The organism is Micromonospora sp. NPDC049139 (genome assembly GCF_055586845.1).
In genome coordinates, this window is sequence record NZ_JBVJHK010000008.1 from 231,216 (window position 1) to 257,475 (window position 26,260).

Annotated in this window: 19 protein-coding genes; 13 read left to right on the top strand and 6 right to left on the bottom strand. The window is 73.5% G+C overall.

Features of this window, described 5'->3' with window-relative positions; translation table 11 throughout:
• Positions 1 to 4: 4 nt before the first annotated feature.
• From ACZ6Q9_RS16820 to ACZ6Q9_RS16835, 4 genes are read left to right on the top strand one after another with little or no spacing between them, the layout of a single operon-like run.
• Positions 5 to 958, top strand: coding sequence for a TauD/TfdA family dioxygenase (locus tag ACZ6Q9_RS16820; protein WP_393267892.1), 954 nt, complete (start codon positions 5 to 7; stop codon positions 956 to 958).
• A complete protein-coding gene (locus tag ACZ6Q9_RS16825; protein ID WP_393458733.1) occupies positions 958 to 1,146 on the top strand; it encodes an MbtH family protein in 189 nt (62 codons plus the stop codon). Before ACZ6Q9_RS16820 ends, ACZ6Q9_RS16825 begins: the two co-directional genes overlap by 1 nt.
• Positions 1,143 to 4,262 (top strand): amino acid adenylation domain-containing protein, encoded by a 3,120-nt coding sequence (locus tag ACZ6Q9_RS16830; protein WP_396829325.1) that lies wholly within the window; start codon positions 1,143 to 1,145, stop codon positions 4,260 to 4,262. Before ACZ6Q9_RS16825 ends, ACZ6Q9_RS16830 begins: the two co-directional genes overlap by 4 nt.
• Positions 4,262 to 9,769, top strand: a complete 5,508-nt coding sequence (locus ACZ6Q9_RS16835) for an amino acid adenylation domain-containing protein (protein ID WP_396829326.1) — start codon at positions 4,262 to 4,264, stop codon at positions 9,767 to 9,769. Before ACZ6Q9_RS16830 ends, ACZ6Q9_RS16835 begins: the two co-directional genes overlap by 1 nt.
• Positions 9,770 to 9,808: 39 nt before the next feature.
• Here the strand turns inward: ACZ6Q9_RS16835 and ACZ6Q9_RS16840 are convergent, their stop codons facing one another.
• The 6 genes from ACZ6Q9_RS16840 to ACZ6Q9_RS16865 form a co-directional block, all read right to left on the bottom strand.
• Positions 9,809 to 11,080, bottom strand: a complete 1,272-nt coding sequence (locus tag ACZ6Q9_RS16840; RefSeq protein WP_396829327.1) for a hypothetical protein — start codon at positions 11,078 to 11,080, stop codon at positions 9,809 to 9,811.
• A gap of 64 nt (positions 11,081 to 11,144) precedes the next feature.
• Positions 11,145 to 11,660 (bottom strand): NUDIX hydrolase, encoded by a 516-nt coding sequence (locus ACZ6Q9_RS16845; protein WP_396829328.1) that lies wholly within the window; start codon positions 11,658 to 11,660, stop codon positions 11,145 to 11,147.
• 99 nt (positions 11,661 to 11,759) lie between these two features.
• Positions 11,760 to 12,662: an alpha/beta fold hydrolase gene (locus tag ACZ6Q9_RS16850; protein ID WP_393267902.1), complete on the bottom strand. Its 903-nt coding sequence runs from the start codon at positions 12,660 to 12,662 to the stop codon at positions 11,760 to 11,762.
• A gap of 32 nt (positions 12,663 to 12,694) precedes the next feature.
• Complete coding sequence (gene blaOXA, locus ACZ6Q9_RS16855; RefSeq protein ID WP_396829329.1) at positions 12,695 to 13,651, bottom strand: class D beta-lactamase; 957 nt, start codon at positions 13,649 to 13,651, stop codon at positions 12,695 to 12,697.
• 244 nt (positions 13,652 to 13,895) lie between these two features.
• Entirely contained in the window at positions 13,896 to 15,386 is a 1,491-nt protein-coding gene (locus ACZ6Q9_RS16860; RefSeq protein ID WP_396829330.1) for a glycerophosphodiester phosphodiesterase family protein, read from the bottom strand.
• Between the two features lie 134 nt (positions 15,387 to 15,520).
• Entirely contained in the window at positions 15,521 to 15,643 is a 123-nt protein-coding gene (locus ACZ6Q9_RS16865; protein WP_393267907.1) for a hypothetical protein, read from the bottom strand.
• A gap of 134 nt (positions 15,644 to 15,777) precedes the next feature.
• Between ACZ6Q9_RS16865 and ACZ6Q9_RS16870 the strand changes: the two genes are divergently transcribed.
• From ACZ6Q9_RS16870 to ACZ6Q9_RS16910, 9 genes are all read left to right on the top strand, one after another.
• Positions 15,778 to 16,101: a GNAT family N-acetyltransferase gene (locus ACZ6Q9_RS16870; protein WP_393267910.1), complete on the top strand. Its 324-nt coding sequence runs from the start codon at positions 15,778 to 15,780 to the stop codon at positions 16,099 to 16,101.
• Positions 16,102 to 16,811: 710 nt separating this feature from the next.
• On the top strand, positions 16,812 to 18,101 hold the full coding sequence (locus ACZ6Q9_RS16875; RefSeq protein ID WP_396829331.1) for an MFS transporter: 1,290 nt from the start codon (positions 16,812 to 16,814) through the stop codon (positions 18,099 to 18,101).
• A 270-nt stretch (positions 18,102 to 18,371) separates the two neighbouring features.
• The gene (locus tag ACZ6Q9_RS16880) at positions 18,372 to 19,553 is read left to right on the top strand and encodes a condensation domain-containing protein (RefSeq protein WP_393267915.1); all 1,182 of its coding nucleotides are present in this window, start codon (positions 18,372 to 18,374) and stop codon (positions 19,551 to 19,553) included.
• On the top strand, positions 19,550 to 20,881 hold the full coding sequence (locus ACZ6Q9_RS16885; RefSeq protein ID WP_393458706.1) for an MFS transporter: 1,332 nt from the start codon (positions 19,550 to 19,552) through the stop codon (positions 20,879 to 20,881). Before ACZ6Q9_RS16880 ends, ACZ6Q9_RS16885 begins: the two co-directional genes overlap by 4 nt.
• Positions 20,874 to 21,965 (top strand): condensation domain-containing protein, encoded by a 1,092-nt coding sequence (locus tag ACZ6Q9_RS16890; protein WP_393458703.1) that lies wholly within the window; start codon positions 20,874 to 20,876, stop codon positions 21,963 to 21,965. The genes ACZ6Q9_RS16885 and ACZ6Q9_RS16890 overlap by 8 nt, the downstream gene beginning before the upstream one ends.
• The gene (locus ACZ6Q9_RS16895) at positions 21,937 to 22,173 is read left to right on the top strand and encodes a phosphopantetheine-binding protein (protein ID WP_350708107.1); all 237 of its coding nucleotides are present in this window, start codon (positions 21,937 to 21,939) and stop codon (positions 22,171 to 22,173) included. The genes ACZ6Q9_RS16890 and ACZ6Q9_RS16895 overlap by 29 nt, the downstream gene beginning before the upstream one ends.
• Positions 22,170 to 23,378 (top strand): cytochrome P450, encoded by a 1,209-nt coding sequence (locus tag ACZ6Q9_RS16900; RefSeq protein ID WP_393267922.1) that lies wholly within the window; start codon positions 22,170 to 22,172, stop codon positions 23,376 to 23,378. The genes ACZ6Q9_RS16895 and ACZ6Q9_RS16900 overlap by 4 nt, the downstream gene beginning before the upstream one ends.
• Entirely contained in the window at positions 23,375 to 24,676 is a 1,302-nt protein-coding gene (locus ACZ6Q9_RS16905; RefSeq protein WP_393267925.1) for an amino acid adenylation domain-containing protein, read from the top strand. The genes ACZ6Q9_RS16900 and ACZ6Q9_RS16905 overlap by 4 nt, the downstream gene beginning before the upstream one ends.
• Complete coding sequence (locus ACZ6Q9_RS16910) at positions 24,669 to 26,153, top strand: aminotransferase class V-fold PLP-dependent enzyme (RefSeq protein WP_393267928.1); 1,485 nt, start codon at positions 24,669 to 24,671, stop codon at positions 26,151 to 26,153. The genes ACZ6Q9_RS16905 and ACZ6Q9_RS16910 overlap by 8 nt, the downstream gene beginning before the upstream one ends.
• Positions 26,154 to 26,260 lie beyond the last annotated feature (107 nt).

A 26,260-nucleotide genomic window follows, 5' to 3' on the forward strand; every position in this document is an offset into this window, starting at 1 on the left:
AGCAATGAGCGACACGATCGCCACGCTGCCGGTGGTCGTCGAGAACGACGGCCGGGAGCTGACCGAGCTGATCGCCGCCCGCCGCGCGGAGCTGCGCGCGAGCCTCGTGGAGCACGGCGGGCTGCTGTTCCGCGGGTTCGACGTCGGCGGCGTCGAGGGCTTCGACCGGGTGGTGCGGGCGCTGGCCGGCGAGCCACTCGTCTACACCGAGCGCTCGTCTCCCCGGCACGCCATCGCCGGCCGGGTCTACACCTCGACCGACTACCCGCCGGACGAGGAGATCTTCCTGCACAACGAGAACTCGTACCAGGCCCGTTGGCCACTGACGCTGTTCTTCTACTGCATCACCCCGCCGCTGACGCAGGGCGCGACCCCGCTCGCCGACGTGCGCCGGGTGTACGCCGAGATCGACCCGGCGGTCCGCGAGGAGTTCGTCCGCCGCCGCTGGATGCTGGTGCGCAACTTCCACGGCGACTTCGGCACCCCGTGGCAGCACGTGTTCAACACCGACGACCGCGCCGAGGTCGAGGCGTACGCGGCGGCGAACCGGATCGAGCTGGAGTGGCTCGGCAAGGACGGGCTGCGTACCCGCGCGGTCCGTGACGTGGTGCACCACCGGCCCGGCTCGGACACCCCCCGCTGGTTCAACCACGCCACGTTCTTCCACCTGAGCACCCTCCCGAAGGACTACCAGGAGGGGCTGCTGGCCATGTTCGGCCCCGAGGGGCTGCCGTCGAACACCTACTACGGCGACGGCGGCGAGATCCCCGCCGACGTCATGGACCACCTGCGGGCCGCGTACCGGGCCGCCAGCGTCCGCTTCGACTACCAGCGCGACGACGTGCTGGTGGTGGACAACATGACCGCCGCGCACGGGCGGGAGCCGTTCACCGGCCCCCGCAAGATCGCCGTCGCGATGGCCGAACCGCACACCCCCGAGAGCGCTGGAGAGAAGTGATGGCCGAAGCCCGATTCCTGGTCGTTCGCAACGACGAGGAGCAGTACTCGATCTGGTCGGCCGACCGCGACCTCCCGGCGGGCTGGCACGAGGCCGGCTTCGCCGGCACCCGTGAGGAGTGCCTCGCGCACATCGACACCGTCTGGACGGACATGCGCCCGCGTTCGGTACGGGAGGCTGGCGCATGAGTACCCCGAAGGAGTGGACCTTCCCGGCCTCCTACGCCCAGGAGCGGGTCTGGATGGCCAACCAACTCGACACCGACTCGCCGGTCTACAACGTCTCCAACCCGTGGCGCTTCGCCGCCGGGATCACCCCGGAGCAGGCCAACGACGTGTTCGGCCAGGTCGTCGCCCGGCACGAGTCCCTCCGCACCCACCTGCGGATGGACGACGGCACCCTCACCCAGGTGGTCCGCGCTGCCGAGCCGGTCGCGCTGCCGGTCGACGACCTGCGCGGCCTCGCCGGGCCGGAGCGCGACGAGAAGGTGGCGGCGCTGCTGGGCGGGCTGGCCCGCACGCCGATCCCGCTGGACGCGCCGCCGCCGTGGCGGGCCCGGCTGGTCCGGCTCGCCGACGACGAGGTCGCGCTGCTGTTCGTGGCGCACCACGCGGTCTTCGACAGCCACTCGGCGGTGGTGTTCACCAACGAGCTGGCCGCGTTCAGCCGGGCCGCGCTGACCGGCGCGCCCGCCGACGTGCCCGAGCTGCCCATCCAGTACGCCGACTTCGCGGTCTGGCAGCGCGACCAGCTCACCGGCGCGGAACTGGACCGGCAGCTCGCCTTCTGGCGGGGCCACCTGGCCGGCGCGCCGCCGGTGACCGCCCTGCCGCTGGACCGGCCGCGCCCCGCGCAGCTCGGCTTCGCCGGCGACGAGGTGCGCTTCGACCTGCCCGACGGCCTGCTCGACCGGGTCGGCCAGCTCGCCGCCGGCTCCGCCGCCACCCCGTACATGGTGCTGCTCGCCGCGTTCACCGCGTTGCTGTCCCGGATCTCCGGCGACGACGACGTGGTGGTGGGCGTCTCCACCGCCGGCCGGGACACCGCCGAGGTGGCCCCGCTGATCGGCATGTTCGTCAACCCGGTCGCGCTGCGCTGCGACCTGACCGGCGACCCCACCTTCGCCGAGCTGCTGGGCCGGGTGCGCGGCGGGCTGGTCGACGCGATGGAGCACGGTTCGACCCCGTTCCAGAAGATCGTCGAGTCGATCGCCCCGCAGCGGGACCCGTCGGTGCAGCCGATCTTCCAGACCGCGCTGAACTTCATCCCGGACTCGGGGCTCGACGCGGTGGAGCTCGGCACCACCAAGGACGACCTGGCGTTCGACATCACCACCGGCCCCAGTCGGCTGGTCTACCGCACCGCGCTGTTCGACCGGGCCACCGCCGAGGCGGTCGTCGCCCGGTACGTCCGGCTGCTCGCCGCGGCCGTCGCCGACCCGGCCCAGCGGATCTCCGCCCTGCCGCTGCTCGACGACGCCGAGCGGCACCAGGTGCTGTCAGGCTGGAACGAGACCGCGCACGAGGTGCCGGCGTCCACCCTGGTCGCCGAGTTCGAGCGGCAGGCGGCGGCCACCCCGACCGCCATCGCCCTGGTCCGCGACGGCGTCACGCTGACGTACGCCGAGCTGAACGCCGCCGCGAACCGCCTGGCGCGCGTCCTGGTGGCGCGGGGTGCCGGACCGGAGGCCCGGGTCGCGCTGGCCCTGCCCCGCTCCGCGGAGCTGGTGGTGGCGATCCTCGCGGTGCTCAAGTCCGGCGCCGCGTACGTGCCGGTGGACACCGGCTACCCGGCCGGGCGGATCGCCTACCTGCTGGCGGACTCCGAGCCGGCGCTCGTGCTCGCCACGCCCGAGACCGCCGGGCTGGTGCCCGCCGGCGCGCTGGTGCTCGACGGGCCGCTCGACGGCGACGACGCCGACCTGACCGACGCCGACCGGGTCGCCCCGCTGCGTCCCGGGCACCCCGCGTACGTCCTCTACACCTCCGGCTCCACCGGCCGCCCGAAGGGCGTGGTGGTGGAGCACCGGGCGGTCACCGCCTACCTGGCGTGGGCCCGGGACACCTACCCGGGGCTGGCCGGCACGGCGCTGCTGCACTCGCCGGTGTCGTTCGACCTGACCGTCACCGGCCTGCTCGGCCCGCTCACCGCCGGCGGCACCGTTCGGCTCGCCGCCATCGACGAGGCCGCGGCCCGCGTCGGCGACCGGCCGGCGTTCCTCAAGGTCACGCCCAGCCACCTGCCGCTGCTCGACGCCGAGCTGTCGCCGACGACCGACCTGGTCATCGGCGGCGAGGCGCTGACCGCGGAGCAGCTCGCCGACTGGCGGGCCGCCCACCCGGGCGTCGCCGTGATCAACGAGTACGGCCCGACCGAGGCGACGGTCGGCTGCGTGGCCGCCCGCGTCGCGCCGGGGGAGGAGCTGCCCGCCGGGGCGGTGTCGATCGGCCGGCCCACCTGGAACACCCGGGTGTACCTGCTCGACGCCGCGCTGAACCCGGTCCCGCCGGGCGTGGCCGGTGAGCTGTACGTCGCCGGTGACCAGCTGGCCCGGGGCTACCTGCGCCGGCCCGGCCTCACCGCCGAGCGTTTCCTGCCCTGCCCGTACGGGCCGCCGGGGCAGCGGATGTACCGCACCGGCGACCTGGCCCGCTGGCGGGCCGACGGCACGCTGGACTACCTCGGCCGCCGCGACAACCAGGTCAAGATCCGTGGCATGCGGATCGAGCTGGGCGAGATCGAGTCGGCCCTGCTGGCCCGGCCGGACGTCCGCGAGGCGGCCGTGGTGGCACGCATCGACTCCGGCGAGCCGACCCTGGTCGGTTACGTCGTCGGCGCGGCCGACGAGGCGGCGCTCGCGGCCGACCTGGCCCGGGAGTTGCCGGCGCACCTGGTGCCGGCGGCGTTCGTCCGCCTCGACGCGCTGCCGCTGACGCCGAACGGCAAGCTGGACGCCGCGGCGCTCCCCGCCCCGGCCGTCGCCCCGGCCGCCGACGCGTTCGTCGCCCCGCGCACCGACGCCGAGGCGCTCGTCGCCGAGGTGTACGCCGACATCCTCCAGGTGGACAAGGTCGGCGCGCTGGACGACTTCTTCGCCCTGGGCGGCAACTCGCTGCGCGGCATGCGGGCGATGGCCCGGATCCGGGCCGAGGTGGACGTGGACCTGCCGATGCGGGCGCTGTTCAGCACCCCGGTGGTGGCCGACCTGGCCGCCCAGATCGAGCAGCGGATCGCCGCCGAACTCGACGAGCTCTCCGAAGCCGAGGTCGCCGCGCTGCTCGCGGCGGAGAAGGACACTCCCTGATGACCGACGTGAAGGACCCGGCGCGGGACGCGGCCCGCCAGGCGCTCATCGCGCAGCGCCTGCGCAAGCGGCAGGCCGCCACGCCCACCGCCCGGATCACCCCGCGTCCGCCGGACGCAGAGGTGCCGCTGTCGTACGCCCAGGAGCGGGTCTGGTTCATGGACCAGCTCGCTCCGGGCGAGGCGGCGTACCACATCGCGGTGCCGCTGCGGGTGCGCGGGCCGATCGACGTCGCGGCGCTGCGTCGGGCGCTGGCCGACCTGAGCCGGCGGCACGAGTCGCTGCGCACCCGGTTCCCGGCCGACGCCGACGGCCGACCCACCGTGGTGGTCGCGGACTCCGTCGAGGTGCCGCTGACCATCGTGGACGCCCCCGACGAGGCCGCCGCGCAGGCGCTGGTGGACGCCGCCGCCGCCGAGCCGTTCGACCTGGCCGAGGGCCCGCTGCTGCGCGCCCTGCTGATCCGGCTGGCCGACGAGGACTACGTGCTGTTCCTCGGCAAGCACCACATCATCGGCGACGGCTGGTCGGTCGACGTGCTGCTGCGGGACCTCATCACCCTCTACCGCGGCGGGGAGCTGCCGGCCCTGCCGATCCAGTACGGCGACTTCGCCCACTGGGAGGCCCAGGAGCTGGACGGGCCGCAGGCCCGCGGACACCTCGACTACTGGAACCAGCGGCTGGCCGGCATCACCCCGCTGGAACTCCCGCTGGACCTGCCCCGCCCGGCCACCCAGACCTACGCCGGCGACTTCGTCGAGTTCCGGCTGGACCGGGCCGCCGCCGACGGGCTGAACGCGCTCACCCGCTCCTACGGCGGCACCCTGTTCATGACGCTGCTCGCGGCGTACCAGGTGCTGCTGGCCCGGCACGCCGGCCAGGACGACTTCGCCGTCGGGGCGTCCGTGGCCGGCCGCTCCGCGCCGGAGCTGGAGAACGTCGTCGGCATGTTCATCAACATGCTGCCGCTGCGGGCCGAGCTGGCCGGCGACCCGACCTTCGCCGAGCTGCTGGAGCGCACCCGGCGCAGCGTGCTGGACGGGCTGGAGCACGGCGAGGTGCCGTTCGCCAGGGTGGTGCACGAGCTGGGCCTGCCCCGCGACGTGAGCCGCTCCCCGGTTTTCCAGGCGATGTTCGTGCTGCAGAACTACGAGATCGGCCGGTTCAACGAGGTCTCCGACGCCACCGACGTCACCTTCGACTGGACGCCGATGGAGCTGCGGGCCACCCGGTTCGACTTCGAGTTCCACGCGGTGGAGATCCTCGACGGGCTCTACGGCAAGCTGGTCTTCAACACCGACCTGTTCACCCGCGACACGGTGGAGCGGGTGGCGCAGCGGTTCAGCACCCTGCTGCGCGCGGTGGTGGCCGCCCCCGACACCCCGATCTCCGCGCTGGACCTGCTCCCCGCCGACGAGCGGGACCTGCTGGCGGGGTGGAACGACACCGCCGCCGACTTCCCGGCCGCGCAGACGCTGCACGGGCCGATCGAGGAGCGGGCCGCCCGCACCCCCGACGCGGTGGCGGTCACCTTCGAGGGCCGCAGCGTCACGTACGCCGAGCTGAACGCCGCCGCCAACCGGGTCGCGCACCGGCTGCGCGCCGCCGGCGTGGGCCCGGAGACCCTGGTCGGGGTCTGCGCGGAGCGCTCGGTGGAGCTGGTCGCCGGGCTGCTCGGCGTGCTCAAGGCCGGCGGGGCCTACCTCCCGCTGGATCCGGAGTACCCGGCCGACCGGCTGTCCTTCATGGTCACCGACGCGGCCGCGCCGGTGGTGCTGGTCCAGGAACACCTGCGTGACGTGCTGCCGGACACGGGCGCCACGGTCCTCGCCCTCGACGACGAGCGGGTGTGGGCCGACCAGCCGGCGGACGACCCCGCGCCGGTCGTCGACCCCGGGCACCTGGCGTACGTCATCTACACCTCGGGCTCCACCGGCCGCCCGAAGGGGGTGCCGAACACCCACCGGGGCATCGTCAACCGGCTCGACTGGATGCAGAAGACCTACGGGCTCGGCGCCGACGACGCCGTGCTGCAGAAGACCCCGGCCAGCTTCGACGTGTCGGTGTGGGAGTTCTTCTGGCCGCTGCGCGAGGGCGCCCGGCTGGTCGTCGCCAAGCCCGGCGGGCACAAGGACGCCGGCTACCTGCGCGACCTGCTGGTCGCCGAGCGGGTGACCACCGCCCACTTCGTCCCGTCGATGCTGACCGTCTTCCTCGCCGAGGACGGCGTCGAGGCGGCGACGGCGTTGCGCCGGGTGATCTGCTCGGGCGAGGAACTGCCGCTGGCCTCGGCGCTGGACTTCACCGCCCGGCTGCCGTGGTGCGGGCTGCACAACCTGTACGGCCCGACCGAGGCGGCCATCGACGTCAGCTCGTGGCACTGCGACCCGGCCCTGCTGGCCGGGCTGACCAGCGTGCCGATCGGCGGGCCGATCGCCAACCTGCGGCTGCACGTGCTCGACGAGCGCGGCGAGGAGTGCCCGGTCGGGGTGGCCGGCGAGCTGCACATCGGCGGGGTCGGGCTGGCCCGCGGCTACCACCGCCGGCCGGCGCTGACCGCCGAGCGGTTCGTGCCGGACCCGTTCTCCGGTGAGCCGGGCGCGCGGCTGTACCGCACCGGCGACCTCGCCCGCTGGCGGACCGCCCCGGGCGGCACGGGCGGGGTCATCGAGTTCCTCGGCCGCATCGACCACCAGGTCAAGCTGCGCGGCCTGCGGATCGAGCTGGGCGAGATCGAGAGCGCGCTGCGCGAGCAGCCGGGGGTGGCCGAGGCGGCGGTGATCGTCCGCGAGGACAGCCCCGGCGACAAGCGGCTGACCGCGTACGTGGTCGGCGGGGCGGAGCACGCCGCGCTGAAGTCGGCGCTGAAGGAGACGCTGCCCGAGTACATGGTGCCGAGCGCGTTCGTCACCCTCGACGCGCTGCCGCTGTCGCCGAACGGCAAGCTCGACCGCCGGGCGCTGCCCGCGCCGGTGGTCACCCGCGAGGCGTCCGTGGCGCTGGTGGAGCCGCGCGACGACACCGAGCGGCTGTTGGCCGGGATCTGGTCGGAGGTGCTCGGCGTCGACACGCTCGGCATCGACGACGACTTCTTCGATCTCGGCGGGCACTCGATGCTCGCCACCCAGGTCGTGGCGAAGATCCGCAAGGCGGAACACGGCGGTCGCCCGGTCGGCGTGATGGACCTGTTCCAGCAGCGGACCATCCGCGAGCTGGCCGCCTTCATGTCCGGCAGCGCCGAGGCCGACGGGCCGCGCCGGCTGCTCTACGAGCTGACCAAGCCGATCCCGGCGGCCAAGCGCGTGCTGTCGTACGTCTGCGTCCCCTACGGCGGCGGCAGCGCGATCGTCTACCAGCCGCTCGCCGACGCGCTGCCGGCCGGGCACGCGCTGTGGTCCCTCGCCATCCCCGGCCACGACGTGGGCCTCAGCGAGGACGGCCTGCCCTTCGACGAGCTGACCAGCCGGGTCGCCGAGGAGATCCTGGAACGCGTCGAGGGGCCGATCGTCCTGTACGGCCACTGCGGCGTCGGCAGCGCGATCGTCGCCGAGGTGGCCCGCAAGGTCGAGGCGGCCGGGCGAAACCTGGAGGCGCTCTACATCGGGGCGATGTTCCCGTTCGCCCGCCCGAAGGGCGCGTTCGCCACCCTGCGCAACCGGCTGGAGCAGCTGCGCAGCAACCGGCACTACGCGAGCTGGCTCAAGTCGATGGGCGTCGACACCGACGAGCTGGACCCGGAGCAGGCGGACCGGATCATCAGCAACATGCGGGCCGACTCCCGGGCCTCGGAGGAGTACTTCACCGGCCTGCTGGACCGGCAGGCGGCGAAGCTGCGCGTGCCGATCATCTCGGTGGTCGGCTCGGAGGACCCGGTCACCGACTACCACACCGAGCGGTACGCCGAGTGGCAGTTCCTCAGCGACACCCTCGGCCTGGTGGTGCTCGACCAGGCCGGGCACTTCTTCCTGAAGTACCGGGCCGAGGAGCTGGCCGAGATCGTCACCCGGGTCCACCCGGCGGTCGTGGCCGGGGACGTCTCGGCACTCACCCCGGCCGCCCGGGACGAGGACGCCGGCTGGGTGGTCGCCGACCACCAGCGCATCGGCGTCGAGGACCGGCCGGAGAAGGCGGTGGTCAAGCCGTCCATGGCCAGGTTCGTGGCGGTCACCGCAGGGCAGCTGGTCTCCACCACCGGGTCGGCGCTGACCGCGTTCGCCCTGCCGATCTGGCTGTTCACGCAGACCGGCTCGGTGGCCAACCTCGGGCTGCTCTGGGCGCTCGCCCTGATCTGCGGCGTGCTGATGCTGCCGATCGCCGGGGCGATCACCGACCGGGTCAGCCGTCGGAAGATCATGATGATCGCCAGCAGCAGCGCCGGCTCGATCCAGCTGGTGCTGGCCGCGCTGCTCTGGACCGACAACCTCCAGCTGTGGAACATCTACCTGCTGGTGGCGTTGAGCCAGGTCGCCGGGTCGTTCCAGCGCATCGCGTTCCAGTCGGCGGTGCCGCAGCTCGTGCCGAAGCGCTACCTCGGCCACGCGATGGGCATCACCCAGCTCACCAACGGCTTCGCCATGCTGCTGATGCCGGTCTTCGCGGCCGGCCTGCTGGCCGCCATCGAGCTCAAGGGCATCCTGCTCATCGACGTGGCGAGCTACGTGGTGGCGGTGCTGACCCTGGCCGTGGTCCGCTTCCCCGACCTGCTGGGGTGGCGGCCCAAGGAGCGGCTGCTGGTGGCCATCGCCAACGGCATGCGCTACTCCTGGCAGCACCGGGGCTTCCGGTTGATGCTCGGCTACTTCGCGCTGGGCAACATCTTCCTGGCGCCCGCCCTGGTGCTCACCACGCCGCTGGTGCTCTCCTTCGGCACCGCGACGCAGGTGGCCCAGGTGGCCCTCGCCGAGGCGCTCGGCGCGGTCGCCGGCGGCGTGCTCATGTCGCTCTGGGGCGGCCCCCGGCACCGACGGATGATCGGCGTGCTGATCGGCAACCTCGGCACGGCGGTCGGCTGCATGCTGATCGGCCTGGACGCCTCGGTGGCGATGATCTGCGTCGGCGCGTTCTGGCTGGCGATGGCGATGACCACGGCGCAGTCGATCTACGCCACCATCGTCCAGGTGAAGGTGCCGCAGCGCTTCCACGGCCGGGTGTTCAGCCTCAACCAGACCATCTCCTGGTCGACCCTGCCGATCGGGTTCGCGCTGATCGCCCCCGGCGCGACCGCCCTGTTCGAGCCGATGCTCGCCCCGGGCGGGTCGCTCGCCGGCTCGGTGGGCGCGGTGATCGGCACCGGTCCGGGCCGCGGCATCGGCTTCGCGTACGTCTGCTTCGGCGCGGCGCTGGTGCTGATCACCCTCGGCGGCTTCGCGATCCGGCTGCTGCGCCGGTTCGACATCGAGGTGGAGGACTCGCTGCCCGACGACCTGATCGGCGCGCAGGAGCGGGAGAAGCGGCTCGCCGCCCGCGCCGCCGAGCGCGCCGAGGAGAAGGTGCCGGCAGGGGTGTGAGTCGGTCCCCGGGGGCCCGCTTGACGGGCCCCCGGGGGCTCACTCGCCCTCGTACCGGTCGGCGAGGTCGGCCTCGGGCACGTCCTCCGGTTCGGCGACCCAGGCCGAGAAGACCGGCACCCCGTCCCACGGGCCGGCCGCGCCGCCGCCGACCCGACCGTCGGTGGCGACCGCCACCACGGCGTACGGGTGGCCGAAGCGCAGCTCGGCGATCCGGACGGTCCCCTCCGGCGGCAGGCTCTCGATCGTGGCGAAGCCGGTGACCGCGGCCGCCTCGAAGCCGTACCGGCCGTAGCGGGCCATCGCGGCCTGCGCCGCCTCGAACCTCAGCCCCGCATCGCCCAGCAGCTCGCCGAAGACCCGCGCGACGGCGGGAAAGCCCAGCTCGGGTGCCGTCAGCCCGTGTCGGCTCTCCGCCGACCAGCAGGGCAGCACCGCCGTCGCCCGCTCCTCCCGGCCGCCCGGCGCGAACGTGTGGGTCAGTTCCTCCCGCAGCGTCCACAGCGCAGCATCGCCCAGCGGAAGGTCGTACAGGGAACGCCGGGACGCCGGCGGGTGGTCCTCCGGCGTGGCGGCGGCGACCGCCGCGACCTCGTGGGCGGCGGCGAGAACGTCCCCGGCGGGCACGTCGGAGGCGGCGACGACCGAGACCACCAGCAGCCCGGCCACCCGGTCGGCGGTCCGCGCCGGCCGGGCGGCGGCGGCGTGCACGGCGACGGTGCCGGCCCGCGCGGTGTCCGCGATCCAGCACCGGTGGCCGTACTCCGGGGCGCGCAGCGCCCGGCCCAGCCGGCCGGCCCAGGCGCTGCCCGGCCCGAGGGCGTCGGCGGGCGCCACCTCGAACGGGTCCGCCCAGGAGACCCGGGTGGCCAGGGCGCTGGCCAGGATCAGCAGCACCTCCGGCGTGACCGTCAGCGGGAACGTCTCGATGAGGTCGAACGTGTTCTCGCGGGCCCACGCGTCGAGCCCGGCCTGCTCCGGCAGCGGCCCGGTGGCGGTAGGCCCGGGCAGGGTCGCCCGCCACCCGTCGAGCCCGGCGGTCCCGGACCCCGGCCGGTGCCAGAACGCGGTCGCCGACGGCACCAGCGGGTGCGGCGTCTCCAGCAGGGCGCGGGCCGCCTCGGCGGCCGTCTTCGCGTCCGTGCCGAGCGCCTCCTCCAGCGCCGCGCGGGTCGCGTCGGTGGTCGCCGGCGCGGCGAGCGCCAGCAGCAACCACGCGCCCAGCGGGGAGGCGACGTGGTGCCCGTCGCCGATCACGGCGTGCAGGCGGTCGGCGTAGCGGGCCAGGGGAGTGCGGATGTCGGTCGTCACCGCTCCACTGTGCCCGCTGGTCGGGCGCTCGTCACCACCATCGGCCGACCGGTCTCCGGTGCGGTCACGACCAGAACTCGAACGGTTCGTCGATCTCCTCGCCGGCGAGGAAGGGGGTCAGCAGCCGGGGAAGCTGGCCCGGGTAGAACCGTTCGCCGCTGCCCACCACCTCGGCGATTGGCCACCACCGGAACCCGAAGTAGTCCTCCACCTCGTAGTCGAGCCGGTGCGCCTCGTCCACGTCCGGCCCGGGGCCGTTCAGCCGTACCGGGGCGATCACCTCGTCCTGGAGGTGCCGCCGCTGCCGGTGCACGAAGCTGGCCCGGCGCCGCCAGGTGGGCGGACCGATCTGCGCGGGGTCGGCCACGATGCCGGTCTCCTCGCGCAACTCGCGCACCGCCGTGTCCAGGTATGTCTCGCCGGGGTCCATCCCGCCGCCGGGCAGCTCCCACCAGGTGCCCAGGCGGGGATGGTCCGGGTCGCGGGTGTGGAACAGCAGCACCCGGCCGTCGCCGTCGAGCACCACCAGCCGCACCGCGCTGCGTTCGACGACCGGCAGGTCGTCGGGCAGTTCGACCATCCGCGTTCCTCCCTGGTGTACGCGCGGCCGGTCCGGCCTCACGCTCGACCGTGAACGGCACCGCGGGGTCCGGTGCCGGCGGTGCACCCGCGGCCGGGGTCAGTCGTCGATGCGGCGGCCGCCGGTCTGGGGCACCTGCCCACCACCGCCGCTACGGGCTGAGGCAGCGATGTCTGCCTCCTCCCACAGTTGCAGTAGCAGGCGGTTGACCTGCTCCGGTCGCTGCTGATGCGGTGCATGGTCCGCCCCCGACACCCGATGGAGACGGGCGCCGATCCGGCTCGCCACGATGCCGGCGGTGACGATCAGCGCCTCGCCGACGCTGGACCGGTAGTCCGGCTGCGCGGTTTCCCAGGTTCCGGCGAGCACCAACTTGGGGCAGTCATGCGACCGGAGCGCGTCGACTGGCAGGTCAGCCTCCCAACACGGCCGTTCCCGCAGGGCGGTCCCCGCAGCCCGCACCGCGAACTCCCAGGGCTCGGGCACGGGCTGATCGGCGCCGTACGCGGCGAGGAGGTATTCCTCCGCCGACATCGATCGCGCGGCCGCCACGTACCGCCGGTTGTTCCTCAGCGCGGCGGCCACGACTGGATGGTCGGCCGCAACCGCCAGCGCCGATGGCTCGATCAACGCCAGCGACCGCAGCAACTCCGGGCGGCGAACCGCGGCGAGGAGCGCGACCACGCCGCCGTACGAGTGACCCACGAGGTGAGTGGGCCGATCCATCAGCCCGACGATGTCGTCGGCGTCGACGTCGTAGTCGCTCTGCTCGGTGTCCGGACTGGCGCCGAAGCCGCGCCGGTCGACCACCAAGATCCGTCGGTGACCGGCGAGCGGCTGCTGCGCCGCGAAGGCGGCGAGTCCCCATGTCATCGTGCCGTGGATCAGGATGACCTGGTCGTCGCGTGCGTGGGGCGCGTCCCACGTGGTGACATGCAAGGGGAGCATGGTCCTGACGGTAGTCGATGGCAAGGTCTGTCCGGCAAGCTGAAGCCAATCCACGAGCGCTTCTCCGGTGCCCGCTGTGGGGACGGTCAGGCGGCGGGCAGGGCGCCGAGGCGGTGCAACAGTTGCCGGCCGAGCGGCAGCCGCTTGTCGGCATCGGCGTCGGTGCGGATGTCCACGTTCAGCGCGAAGCAGTACAGCCGGTCGCCGCGCTCGACCCAGCCGACCCACCACCCGGTGCCCGGCTCGGTGGCGTCCGTCTGGCCGGTCTTGGCGTACAGGGTGTGCGTGGCGGTGCGTTCCAGGCGCAGGATGTCCCGGACGGTCGCCTGGTGCCCCCGGTCGGCCGGCAGTTCGCCCTGGGCCAACCGGGCCAGCCACCGCGCCTGCTCGTCGGCCGAGATCGTCAGCGGCCCGCGTAGCCAGAACTGGTCCACCGCGGCGCCGACCTCGGCGTTGCCGTAGCCGAGTCGGCGCAGCCACTCCCGCTCCCGCTCCGGCCCGATCCGCCGGGCCAGTTCCTGGAAAACCGGCACGTTGGACACCCGGACCGCGTCACGCAGCCCCATGTCCCGCTCCCAGGCCGCGACGCGCTGGGGCCGGCCGCCGTACGGGACCTTCTCGTGCTCGTCGCGCACCACGCCGGTCTCGAGCGCGATCAAGCTGTGCGGGACCTTGAACGTCGAGGCCGGGATGAACCGGCGCTCGGCCCGGGCGCGGTCCACCATGACGATGCGCGCCGCCGTCACGTCGTACAGGACGAAGGTGCCCTGGAGGCCGGCCTGCCGGAACAGGCTCGCCAGGTCGTCGCGGGTCTCGACCGCCGGCGCGGCCGGCGAGGGCGCCGCGGCGGTGGCCGACGGGCCGTCGGTCGGCGGGGGCTGCGGGCGCTCGCTCCCGGCGCAACCGGCTGCGCCGGCCAGCAGGGCCAGGGCGAGAGCCGTCGCGCCCGTGACGCTCCGCCTGCGGCGAGCCGGCCACGGACCGCGTGGGCGGTACGGCTCACACCGGCGGGCGTCGGGCAGGCCCCGCACCTCGAAGCTCACCTGCCACCGCCTCCTTGCTCCGGCACCGACACCTCAGTCAAGCACGTGCCGTCGGCGCTCCAGCAACGAAACACCGGTAGGCCACGTCCCACGGCACGAGGTCATGCGGCGGTTCCCGTACGCAGCACGTACAGGATCGTGTCGATGACCAGCCGACGGGGACACCGCAGCGGCCGAAGCGACACAGACGTGATCTTCGCTGACTGCCTCAGCGAAGATCACGTCCAGGTGTCACAACACTCGCTCAGGGGCGGACCGGGTCGAACTGGAGGTAGTCGAGGTTCCAGTTCTGGTAGGCGTCGGTCGGCAGGCTCACCCGCACGGTGTGGTGGCCGGCCGCGAGTTCCTGGACGACGCCACTGGGCTGGAGCACCTGCTTGTTGTGGCTCGTGGTGTTCAGGACCGCCACCCGTTCGCTCTCCGGGCCTCCGTCGAACGACAGCGTGTACGCGCCGGCCGGAGAGTACGGCGAGGACACCCGTGCCGAAACGGCGTACCTGCCGCTGCGAGGCACCTCGATGGCGTACGTCAGCCACTCGCCGCCGCGCAGCCACGAGAGCCGCACGTTGCCGTCGGCGTCACTGATGTCCACGTCCTCGCCGGGGCGCATCGCCAGCCCGCCGCGGTTACCGGCGTCGAGGTCGTGGTAGCCCACGCCCTCGCCCGGAAGGAAGTCCTCGGCCTGGACCCGGACGCTACCCTTCGGCAGCGGGTCGCCGTCGCCGGTCTGCAGCCACCGCTCGAGCTTCTCGACGTCGTCGGTCTGGATGACGGTGGCGCCGAAGCTGGTGACCAGCCCCTCCCAGCCGCGACGAGGATCGATGAGCGAGGCCTCATCGGTGAAGTGGTCCGCCAGGCCGTTCCACATCGAGTTGACCCAGACCCTGCTGCTCGCCGCCAGCCGGTCGAGGAACGGTTGGCGTGCCACGACGTCGTACTGGCTGTCGAAGTTGACCTCGTAGCCGACCGGCTGGTCGCCGCCGAACGCCTCGACGTCGGCGAGATTGGCGTCGCCGATCATGTGCAGGTAGAGCGCGCCTTCGTGGCCGGCCAGGAACCGCTGGACCTCAGCCACCGGCGCAGCGCTCTTGTAGAGCCCGTTGCGGACCGTCCCGGTCTCGACGAGCACCTTCCAGATCTCCTCGCGGAACGGCCAGCCCTTGTCGAGATTGACGAGACCACGCGTCTTCGCAACCTCCATGGCCTCGGCGAGAGTCGGAACCTGCTCGTCGGTGACCGCCGCCTGAGCGCCGCCGAGGCCCTGCTTCAGGCGGAGCGCCTTGACCTGGGCGAGAGTGAGGTCGGCGACGGCGCCGGTTCCGTTCGTCGTGCGGTCGACGGTGGTGTCGTGCATGAGCACGGGGACGCCGTCCCTGGTCAGCCGCACGTCGATCTCGGCGATCTCAGCGCCGTCCTCGTAGGCAGCAGAGATCGCGGGCAGGGAGTTCTCCGGGGCGTCACGCCACTGGCCGCGGTGCGCGGCGGTGAGGATCTTGGCCTTCGGACCGTGGTCGAGGATGTCGTGGTAGGCGCGCTCGGCCGGCGTGCCGCCACCCCGACCCGGCCCGCCATAGAGGAGCGCCGGGGGAGGAGCGCCTACGCCGCTGGCGGCGACGGCGAGGGCGGCAGGTGCCTGCCGGCCGGTCGTGAGCGCTGCTCCGGCGACAGCGCCGGCAGCGACAAGGGAGAGCGCGGTTGCGACGCGTACGGCGTGGTTGATGGGCGATCGGTTCATGGTCGCCGAACCTAGGGCCGGACCAGCCGCGCTACGCGTACCGGGCGTTGACTTTGCTTGACGTTCCGGTGAAGGTCGGTCGCTCCGACCAGCCGGCCACGGGCCGCCGCCGCTGGGTAACCAGTGAGGGACGGTCAGGCGGCGGGCATGGCGCCGAGGCGGCGCAGCAGTTGCCGGCCGAGCGGCAGTCGCTTGTCCGCGTCGGCGTCGGTGCGGATGTCCACGTTCAGTACGACCGAGGGCTTGTGCAGTTGCATCCGGGGGATGTGGGGTGGTTCTGGCGGTTCGGGGCGGAGCGGACGGCGGAGGCCACGCGGACTTGGAGTCGGGCTGGGGAGGTTGTGGCGGTCGGGCTGCTGGATGGCGCGTCACCGACGAGCGCTGGCCCGCGATGGCGGCAGGTGCGCCGTATGTCGACGCGCGGTGCCTGGTCGTTCGTAATGAGCAGGGCGAGGCGGTGGCGGCCGTGACGGTCTGGTCGGCGGGTGAGGGCAGGCCAGGGCTGATCGAGCCGATGGGGGTGCACCGGGCACGCCGCGGTCACGGTTACGGCCGAGCGATCACGGTCGCCGCGGCGCGCGCACTGCAGGATCTGGGCTCGTCCAGCGTGGACGTGTGCACCCCGAGCTCCAACGTCGCCGCCGTCGCCACCTACCAGTCGGCCGGCCTCGAGCAGTTGCCCGAGAGACGGGACCTGTATCGCAACGCTTCCTGAGGCTTTCGGTGCGGGGTCGGGGTGTGGCCAGTGATCGCGAGGCCGGTCTCGGCGAGGCAGCCGTCGACTAGCGGCCAGCGCCTCCGGCACGCCGCGTGCACATCCGGCACCGTGATGTCGAGATGCGCGTCGCTGGCGGTTGCGGTCCTGGCGAAGGTGAAGAAGGAGCGCGCTGCGTGCCGAACGGGCTGCCGGTCACGGGTTCGAGCACTGCCGGCTCCGGCGCGTCGGCTCCCACCATCATGGCCGGCGAATGCGTGTAGCAGCACGGGTCTGACCCCGGTACGGGATGTGCGTCATCGTGGCGGCGTGCGGCTGGTACGACGACCGCCGCCGTCACCACCGCGGCCACGGACATCGCCGCCGCCTGCATCAGCGCACCTTCCTGCTCCGTCGACGCCTCATCTCGCCCACCCATCTCGCTGTCGAGTCCAACCATGTCGTTCCCATCGTGGGGACACCGCAGCGGCAGTGGGGCTCTGTTCGACGCAATCGACACGGTCGGGCCATTCCCCACGCAGACACGCCGCCCGTGAGTGCGCCAGGTGCGATCGCGTGATCACGAGCGGAGCCCGCCGGCCGCCCGAGCCCACCCGTACGGATCCGAACATCCCCGAACGCCTGGCCCCGGCCCCGACGGCGCAACGCGTGGATACGTTCTGGACCCAGTGCCCTGAGGGCAGCCGGCGGTGGGACAGGACGGGGGCGGAGTGACCGAGCGCGCCGCGACGTACGCCGAGGTGTTCGCGGTGCGCGAGTACCGCTACCTGTTCGTGGCGTACCTGCTGTCCCTGGCGGGTGACCAGCTCACGGCCGTGACCGTGGCGTACCTCGTCTACACCGGCACCGGTTCGGCCGCGCTGGCGGCGGCCGCCTACGCCAGTTCCTACCTCGCCTGGCTCGCGGGCGGGCCGCTACTGTCCGGCCTCGCCGACCGGTTCCCCCGGCGGCGGATCCTGGTCGCGTGCGACCTTGCCCGGGCGGCGCTCGTCCCGGCGGCGGCGCTGCCGGACCTCCCCGCGCCCGCCCTGGTGGCGCTGCTGTTCGCGGTCAACCTGATGCGGCCGCCGTTCGTGGCCGCGAGGGCGGCGCTGATGCCCGAAGTGCTCGACGGTGACCGTTACGCGGTGGCGAACGGCGTGGACAACATCTGCGCCCAGGTCGTGCAGGTGCTCGGCTTCGCCGTCGGGGGGAGCCTGGTGGCGCTGCTGTCGCTGCGCGGTGCGCTGCTGGCGGACGCCGGCACGTTCCTCGTCTCCGCCCTTCTGATCATGATCGGCGTTCGTTCCCGCCCCGCGCCCCAGCCGCCCGGCCGCCCGGCCCGCCGCGGCCGGGCGGCCGGCCTGCGGGTGATCTTCACCGATCCCCGGCTGCGCGCCTACGTCCTCGTCCTGTGGGCAGCCAGCGCCTTCACCTACGCCGCCGAAGGACTGATGGCGCCGCTGGCCCGACAGTACGGAGGCGGCGCCGGCACCGTCGGGCTGTTGCTGGCGGCGGCGCCGACGGGGATGGCCCTCGGCGGGGTCGCCCTCACCCGGCTTTGTCCGCCGGCGGCCCGGCCACGACTGATCCTGCCCCTGGCCGCGCTCTCCGCCGGGGTGCTGGCGGCGGTCTGGCTCGTCCCTCCACTGTGGGTCGTCCTTCTGCTGTTGGTGCTGGCCGGCACCGCGAGCGCCTTCGCCATTCCGCTGAACGCGTTGTTCGGCCGGGCCGTGCCGACGCAGTACCGGGGACGCGCGTTCGGGGTGGCCATCACCTGTCTGAGCGGGCTCCAGGGGGCGGCGATGGTCATGGCGGGTGTGGCCGCGGACCGGTGGCCGGCGACCACGGTGATCGGGTTCAGCGGACTGTCGGGCGCGGCGGCGGTCCTCGCCCTCGTGCCGCTGTGGCCGCGGCGGTCTGCCTGCACGCCGACGCCGTTCGAGATCCCGGTCGAACAATGCCGAACGACCTCGACCGCCGACAGCCCTACCGCCGAGGCGGGCGGCGGCCGACGCTGAGATCACGGGCGGGCACGGGGCCGCCACGAAGGGAGAGGAGAAGCGCATGCGCAGCGTCCGCAAGCGTGGCGTCAGCTGGACCTGACCCTGACGTTCCATCACGTCGGCGACGTGCCTCCGGCTCCGACCTCACCGCCGGAGGAAGCCGACCGCTCTCACGAAAGGAGGTGCGGGCGATGCGGAAGGACGACTGCACTGCCTGAGATCCGTGAACCACGGTGGGTGGTCACCGCGGGTGACCACCCACCCCCCCTCGACGCTGGAGGAGTCATGCGCGGTCAGGGTGGCCACCCGCTCACCATGGGTCAGCTCTCCATGTGGCGAGCCCTCTCGGTGCGCCCTCCGGAGCAACTCTGGGAGTCCAACCAGGACGTGGTCTGGCCGGTTCCGGCCGGAACCACCGAGGAGCAGGTACGTCGGGCGCTCACCGCGCTGGCGGTGCGGCACGAGTCGCTGCGCACCGTCTACCGGCCGGCGGACGAGCCCGACGCCGTGCGGCAGGTGGTCCTGCGCGACCCGCTCGTGCGCTTCGCCGAGGCGTCCGTACGGGAGCCGTTCGACCTGGCCGCCCAGCCGGCCTGGCGGGCCTGGGTGCGTGATTCCGACGACGGTGGACCGCCGCGGGTCCATCTGGTGATCCACCACCTCGCGGCCGACGGCGCCGCCGTGCGGATCCTGGAATCCGACCTGCGCGCCCTGCTGCGCGGTGACCGCCTCGCCGACGCCCCCGCGCCCCGCGAGGTGGCCGAACTCCAGCGCGCCGACGACTTCCGGGCCAGGCTGACCGCGGCCGGCGAGTACCGCCGGCGGATCGTCGCCGCCGCACCGCGGGTTCCGGTGTCCCGGGGTTCCCTGGTGCGGGCTCGCGCGCACACCGGCATCCCGTACGGCGCGGTTCGCCACGCGGCGCGGCGCCTGCAGGTCACCGTGCCCACCCTGCTGCTCACCGTCTACGCGCAGGCGCTGGCCGCGACCACCGGCCGGACGGACCAACTGCTGTGGCAGTTGGCCGCGAACCGGATGGACCGCGCGGTGCGGCACCTGGTGTCGTCGATGACCCAGTGGGTGCCCATGCTCGCCGCCTGCGACCCCGACGGGCCGCTGCGCCCGATGGCCCGCGAGGTCAACGTCGCGGCGGTGCGCGCCATGCAGCACGGCGTGTACGACCCGTTCGCCGTCGCGCCCATGGACTTCGACCACGGCAGCTTCTTCACCTTCATCCCGGCCCCCGCCGACGCCGACCCCGCGCCGTCCGAGGTGACGCCCCGGCGTGTTGAGTTCCTTCCGCCCCGCGCCTACAGCGGGGCCAGCTTCTACCTGATCGCCTGGGTGCACCCCTGCGTGCAGCTCACCATGCGGGTGATGCGCAGCGGGTACGGGCGCGCCGAGGTGGAACGCTTCCTGACCACCATGACCGACCTCCTGCTGCGCGCGGTCGAGGACCCGGCATGAGCGACAGTCTGTGGCGGCACCGTGACTTCATGGTGTTGTGGTCGGGCCGGACTCTCAGCGAGGTGGGCGACGCCGTCTCGATGCTGGCCATTCCGCTGCTGGCCGTCACCGTGCTGGACGCCTCCGCCGTCGAGGTCGGCGTCCTCGGCGCCACCCGGATGATCGCCTACCTGTTCCTCTCCCTGCCCGCCGGGGTGTGGGTGGACCGGATGCGCAAACGACGGGTCATGGTGGCCTGTCACCTCGTGCGGGCCGGGCTGGTGGCCACCGTCGCCATCGGCGCGTGGGCCGGCTGGGTCACGATGGCGCAGCTGTGGATCGTGGCGCTGCTGTCCAGCGTCTGCACCGTGCTGTACGAGACCGCGCACCAGAGCTTCCTGCCGTCGGTCGTCGCCGGCAACCAGCTACTTGACGCCAACGGCAAGCTGACGACCACGTACTCGGTCTCGCGAATTGCCGGATACGGCGTGGGCAGCGTACTCGTGTCGGCGCTGGGCGTGGCGCGTACCGCGGGCATCGACGCGCTCGCCTACGTGGTCAACGCCGTGTCCCTCATGCTGCTCCGCCGTCCAGAGCAACCGCCGGCCGTGGCGCGGCGCCGGAACTTCCGCCGGGAGCTGGGCGCCGGGCTCTCCTTCGTGTTCCGCCACCCGATCATGCCCAGACTGGTGGCGGCCTCGGCGTCGCTCAACCTCTTCAGCCAGATGATCTTCGCGCTGGCGGTCCTGTACCTCGTGCGTGACCTCCACCTGAGCGAGCACATGGTCGGTGTGGTGTTGGCGCTCACCACGCTGGGCGGGATCGGCGGCGGCCTGGTCTCCGCGCGGCTGGCGCGCCTGGTGGGCACGGCCCGGGTCATCTGGATCGCCCCACTGGGGCTCGGCTGGACGGTGCTGCTCGTACCGCTCGCCCAGCCCGGTTGGGGTGCGATCGCCTACACGGCCGGCATGGCGGGGCTGGGCGCGGTGTTCGCCATCTACAACGCGGCGGCGGTCAGCTACCGGCAGCGGGTCTGCCCGCCGGACCTGCTGGGCAGGATGACCGCGTCGGTCCGGTGGGTGATCTTCGGGGTGATGCCGGTCGGCGCCCTGACGGGCGGACTGCTGGGCAGTTGGCTGGGGGTGCGCCCGACGCTGTGGATCGCCGCCGCCGGAGTGTGGGCGTCCGGTCTGTTGCTCTACCTCTCGCCGCTGCGGCGGTGGCGCGACCTGCCGGAAGAGGCCGGCACGCCGGACGGCGGGCAGCCGCCGCCGAGACTCTCGGCGCCGCACGGGCGGTCGCCGGTCGACCCGGCCGGAAAGGCCATGGGAGGTGTACGAGGTGGATGACCAGCCGTACGCGCAGCACATTCTGTCCTGGGCGGGCGGGCCGGCGGACACCGACCGGTTCGTCGCGCTGGGCGGGGCACGGCTGCCCGCCGAGCCCGACCCGGCAGCCCTGCGCCGGGCCCTGGACGCGCTCCTGGCCCGGCATCCCGTACTCGGTAAGGGGCCGGTGCCGCTGCGAACGGTCGACGACGTGTGGGCGGCGGCCGCCGCCGGCCGGTACCCGCCCGACGCGCGGTGCCTGCTCTGGGCGTACCTGGCCGGCCGCGAGTTGCTTCTCGTGGCGCACCACACCGTCTCCGACCCGTGGTCCATGCGGCTGCTGCTCCGCGAGGTGATGAAACCAGGGACCGGCCCGGCCCCCGCCTACCGCGCCAGCGTGTCCTCCCCCGCGCCCAGGCGGATGAACCGGTCCCTGCCGTTCTGGCGCCGGATGCTGGCCGACGTGCCGACCCTGGCCTCGGACCCCGGCGGCGACACCGGCACGGCCGAGATCAGGACGCCGAGCGGCATCACCCAGCAGCAGGCGGCAGCGGTCGCCCGGACCGTGCGCAGCACGCCATTCGTCGTCCTGCTCACCGCGTTCGCGCGGGCCCTCGGCCCGCTGTGCCCGGGCGAGGCGGTCGTCCCGGTGCTGACCCACGGCCGGCAGCGGTCCGACTGGGACACCGTGGGGCTGTACATGAACGTGCTGCCGGTGCGGCTCGGCACGCCGACGGTGGGCGCGGTGCACCGCGCGTTCGCCGAGGCGTACGCCCACGAGATTCCGTTTCCGGTGCTGCTGGACGCGGTGCCGCAGGCCGACGCGCTGTTCGCCGACGGCGGACCGGCTCTGGCCCAGTTCGAGGTCATCCAGGTGCCCGACGGCGCCGGGATCGAGCCGCTGACGATCCCGGCCGGGCTCGGGCTGGGCGGGCCGGTGCTGCCCGTCAACGGGCTGGCGTTCTGGCTCGAGCCGGGCGCGGGCGGAGGCTACACCGCCTGCCTGCGGTACCGCCGCTCCTACCGGGAGGCCGAGATGCAGGCCCTGACCCGGCGATTCATCGACAGTTGGGAGGATGTCCGTGCCGACGCGGAGCGAGCTTGAGTCGATGCTGACCCGGCTCTGGAGCGAGAAGCTGAACGTCACGCCGGTGGGCGTCGAGGACGACTTCTTCGCCCTCGGCGGCGACTCGCTGCTCGCCGCCGACCTGCTGATGGACCTCTACGAGCAGCTCGGCGTCGAGGTCGACGCCGCGGTGCTGTTCCTCAAGCCGACCATCGCCGAACTGGTCGACGAGGTGCTGGCCGCATGAGGACCCCGCCCTGCCTCCGGACCCGGCCACCGGGCCGGATCGACCTCGCCGACCCCGCCCTGCACGGCGTCGGCGACCCGCACGCCGCCTGGCGGACGCTGCGCCGGTGGGATCCCGTCGGCTGGCAGCCGGTCGAGGGCAGGCCGGGCTTCTGGGCGGTCACCCGCTACGCCGACGCCAGGACCGTCCTGGCCGACCACGCCAGGTTCACCTCCACCGGTGGGGTGATGCTCACCATGCTCGGCCGGGCGGAGCCGGCGCAGAACCAGCAGTTCGCGGCGACCGACCCGCCGCGGCACGGCCTCATCCGGGGGCCGCTGCAACGGCAGATGACCGCGCGTGCGGTGGCGCGGCACGCGCCGGCCATCCGGTCCTTCGTCCGGCAGCTGCTCCGCCCCGCCGCCGGGACCCTGGACTTCGCCGAGCTCACCTCCGCCCTGCCGCTGGCCTTCCTGGGGCCGCTGATGGGCATTCCCGCCGCGGACTGGCCCGACCTGGCCCGGTGGGTGTCCATGTCGGTGGCCGAGCACGACCCGGATGTCGCGCTGCCCGACGGCCCGTCGGCGACCCTCGACCGCGGGCACCGGGAACTTTTCGCCTACCTGCTCCACCTGGTGCTCGAACACCGTCGGCGCCCACGCGGAGACCTGGTGGACCTGCTGGGGGCCATGCCGCTGCGCCCCGGAGCGATCGTCGCCAACTGCTACAGCCTGCTCCTCGGCGGCAGCGCCGCCATCCCGCACGTGCCCCGCGCGGCCCTGGCCGAGCTGATCCGTACCGACCGCTACGAGCAGTGGGCCCAGCGGCCCGAGCGGGTCGGCCGCGCGGTGGAGGAGGCGCTGCGGTTCACCTCTCCCGCCGGGCACTTCATGCGGCTGGCGACACGGGACACCACCGTCGGCGGCGTACGCGTCGCGGCGGGCGACGCCGTCGTGGTGTGGCTCGGGTCGGCGAACCGCGACGAGACCGTCTTCCCCGACCCCGACACGCTGGACCCGGACCGCCACCCGAACCGGCACCTGGCCTTCGGGGACGGGCGGCACTACTGCCTGGGAGCGGCCGTCGCCAGACTGACGTTGCGCGTCTTCTTCGAGGAACTCTTCGCCACCTTCGCGTCCTTCGAGCCGGCCGGCGAGGTCGAGCGCGTACGGTCGACCTGGCTGGGCGGGATCAAGCGGATGCCGGTCGTGGCCGGGCGACGATGATCACCGAGGCGCTGGCCGCTCAGCTGCGCTCCCGCCGGGAGACGCCGGCCGTGACGGATCCCGAGCAGGCCCTGACGTACGCGGACCTGGACGGCCTGTCCGGTGCGGTCGCCCTCCATCTCCAGCAGCGGGGCGTGGCCGCCGGGGAGCCGGTGGTCGTGCACACCCGGCTGTCGTGCTGGGCCGTCGTGGCCATGCTCGGCGTACTGCGGGCGGGAGCACGTTACGTCCCCGTCGACGCGGCCTTCCCGGCGGCGCGCCGCGAGCTGATGGCCGCGGGCAGCGGTGCCCGGGTGACACTCACCGAGAGCCTGCTGGCGTCGCTGCGCCCGGCCCGCTCCGGCTGGCGGGACGGACCCGACGCGTACACGCTGTTCACCAGCGGTTCGACCGGCGTGCCGAAGGCGGTCACGGTGTCGCGGGCGGCGCTGAGCTACTCGACCGGCGCCCGGCTGGAGTACTACGGTCGTGCGCCGCAGCGGTTCCTGCTGTGCTCGTCCATCTCGTTCGACAGCTCCGTGGCGGGCATCTACTGGACGCTGTGCACCGGGGGCACACTGGTCATCCCGAGCGACCGGCCGTTCGACGTGCGGGCGCTGGTCCGGGCCGGCACCGTGCACCGGCCCACCCACACCCTGATGGTGCCGTCCCTGTACCGGCTGGTGCTGCGCTCGCCGGTGCCCAGCCTGACCACCGTGATCGTGGCGGGGGAGAGCTGCCCGCCCGGCCTGGTCGACCTGCACCACGAGCGGATGCCCCACGCGACGCTCTACAACGAGTACGGTCCCACCGAGTGCACCGTCTGGAGCACCGTGCACAGGTGCGCGCCGGGCGAGGACCCGGTCCCCATCGGCCGGCCGATCCCCGGCACCACGATCTCCATCGACGACGGCGAGCTGTGCATCTCCTCGCCCGGGGTGGTGTCCGGGGGACCGGCCTACCGCACCGGCGACCGGGTCAGCCTGGGCGCCGACGGCCTGCTCCGCTACCACGGGCGCGTCGACGAGCAGCTCAAGGTCGGCGGGATGCGCATCGAACCGGCCGAGATCGAGCACGCCCTGATGTCCCACCCGGCGGTGCTCCTCGCCGGCGTCGCCGTCCCCTACCAGGGCGTCGCGTACGTGGTCTGCGCCGAACCGGTGCCTCAGCGGACCCTGCGCGCGCACCTGCTCGACAGGCTGCCCGCCGTGGCCGTACCCACCGCCTTCGAGCGGATGGAGCGGCTGCCCACCCTGCCCAACGGCAAACTCGACAGGCGCGCTCTGGGCCGGTCCGACCACACTCCACCTCATGGCTGAGCGGCACGGGTCCCCGGCGCCGGCCGGCGTGCGCGTCGCCGCGACCGCCGCGTACGCGAGCACCGCCCGGATCGACGAGCTACGCGCCACCGAGTATCGGCACCTCGACCGCGACGGACGCGTCTACCTCGACTACACGGGGGCCGGGGTGGCCGCCCGGGCACAGGTCACCGCCCACCACGACCGGTTGCTCGCCGGCCCGTACGGCAATCCGCACTCGGAGAACCCCACCTCCGAGGCGACCGGCGCGCTGCTCGCCTCGGCCCGACGCGCGGTGCTCGACTTCTTTCGCGCCGACCCCGGCGAGTACGTGGTCGTCTTCACCCCGAACGCCAGTGGCGCCTGCCGCCTGGTGGGCGAGGCGTACGTCTTCGGCCGCGGCCGCCCGCTCGTGCTGACCTGGGACAACCACAACTCCGTCAACGGCGTCCGGGAGTACGCCCGCGCGGCCCGCGCGCCGGTCCGCTACGTGCCGCTGGCCAGGCCCGACCTGCGGGTGGCCGAGTCCGACGTGATCGCCGCGCTGGCCGCCGGCCGAGGCGGGCCGGGCGGTCGTGGCCGGCGGGGCAGGTCCGGCCCCGCCGGGCTCTTCGCCTACCCGGCACAGAGCAACTTCACCGGCGTGCAGCATCCGCTCGGGTGGGTGGAACTGGCCCGGCAGCGCGGCTACGACGTGCTGCTCGACGCCGCGGCCTTCGCCCCGACGAACCGGCTGGACCTGAGCGTCGTGCAGCCGGACTTCGTCTGCCTGAGCTGGTACAAGCTCTTCGGCTACCCCACCGGGGTGGGGGCGCTGTTGGCCCGGCGCGAGGCGCTGGCCCGACTGCGCCGACCCTGGTTCGCCGGTGGCACCGTCCGGGCGGTCAGCGTGCAGGGCGACTGGCACCAGCCGATGGGGGACGAGTCGGGGTTCGAGGACGGCACGCTGAACTTCCTCAGCCTCCCCGACGTGGAGTTCGGGCTGCGCTGGCTCGACTCGATCGGCGTTGACCTCGTCCACACCCGGGTCGGCCTGCTCACCGGGTGGCTGCTGGAGCGGCTGACCGCCTTGCGACACCGCAACGGCCGGCCGCTCGTCCACGTCTACGGGCCGTCGACGGGCGACGCCCGGGGCGGCACCGTGGCGTTCAACTTCCGCTACCCGGACGGCTCGCTGGTCGACGAGCGGCTCGTCGCGCTCGAATCGTCGGCGGCCGGCTTCGCCCTGCGTACGGGCTGCTTCTGCAACCCGGGCGCGGCCGAGGCCGCCTTCGGGATCAGCCGCCGCTCGCTGCGCCGTACGAACCTCGCCCACGCCGGCACGATCGACGAGCATCTCGCCGCGCTGCGGCTGCCGACCGGCGGAGCGGTACGCGTCTCCTTCGGTCTGGCCTCGACCGCGGCCGACGCGGAACGCTTCCTGGCCTTCGCCGAGTCGACCTACCTGGACCGCGCCGGCCCCGCCGACGTCCGGCTGGCACCACGGATACGCTGCTGAGCACGGCGAGCGCCCGCCCGGCAGCCGCCAGACGCGCGTCGTGAGGCCGCGGGCGGGAGCGCACCGGGGTGGCGTCGACACCCGGAACCGCGCTGCCCCGCCAGCGA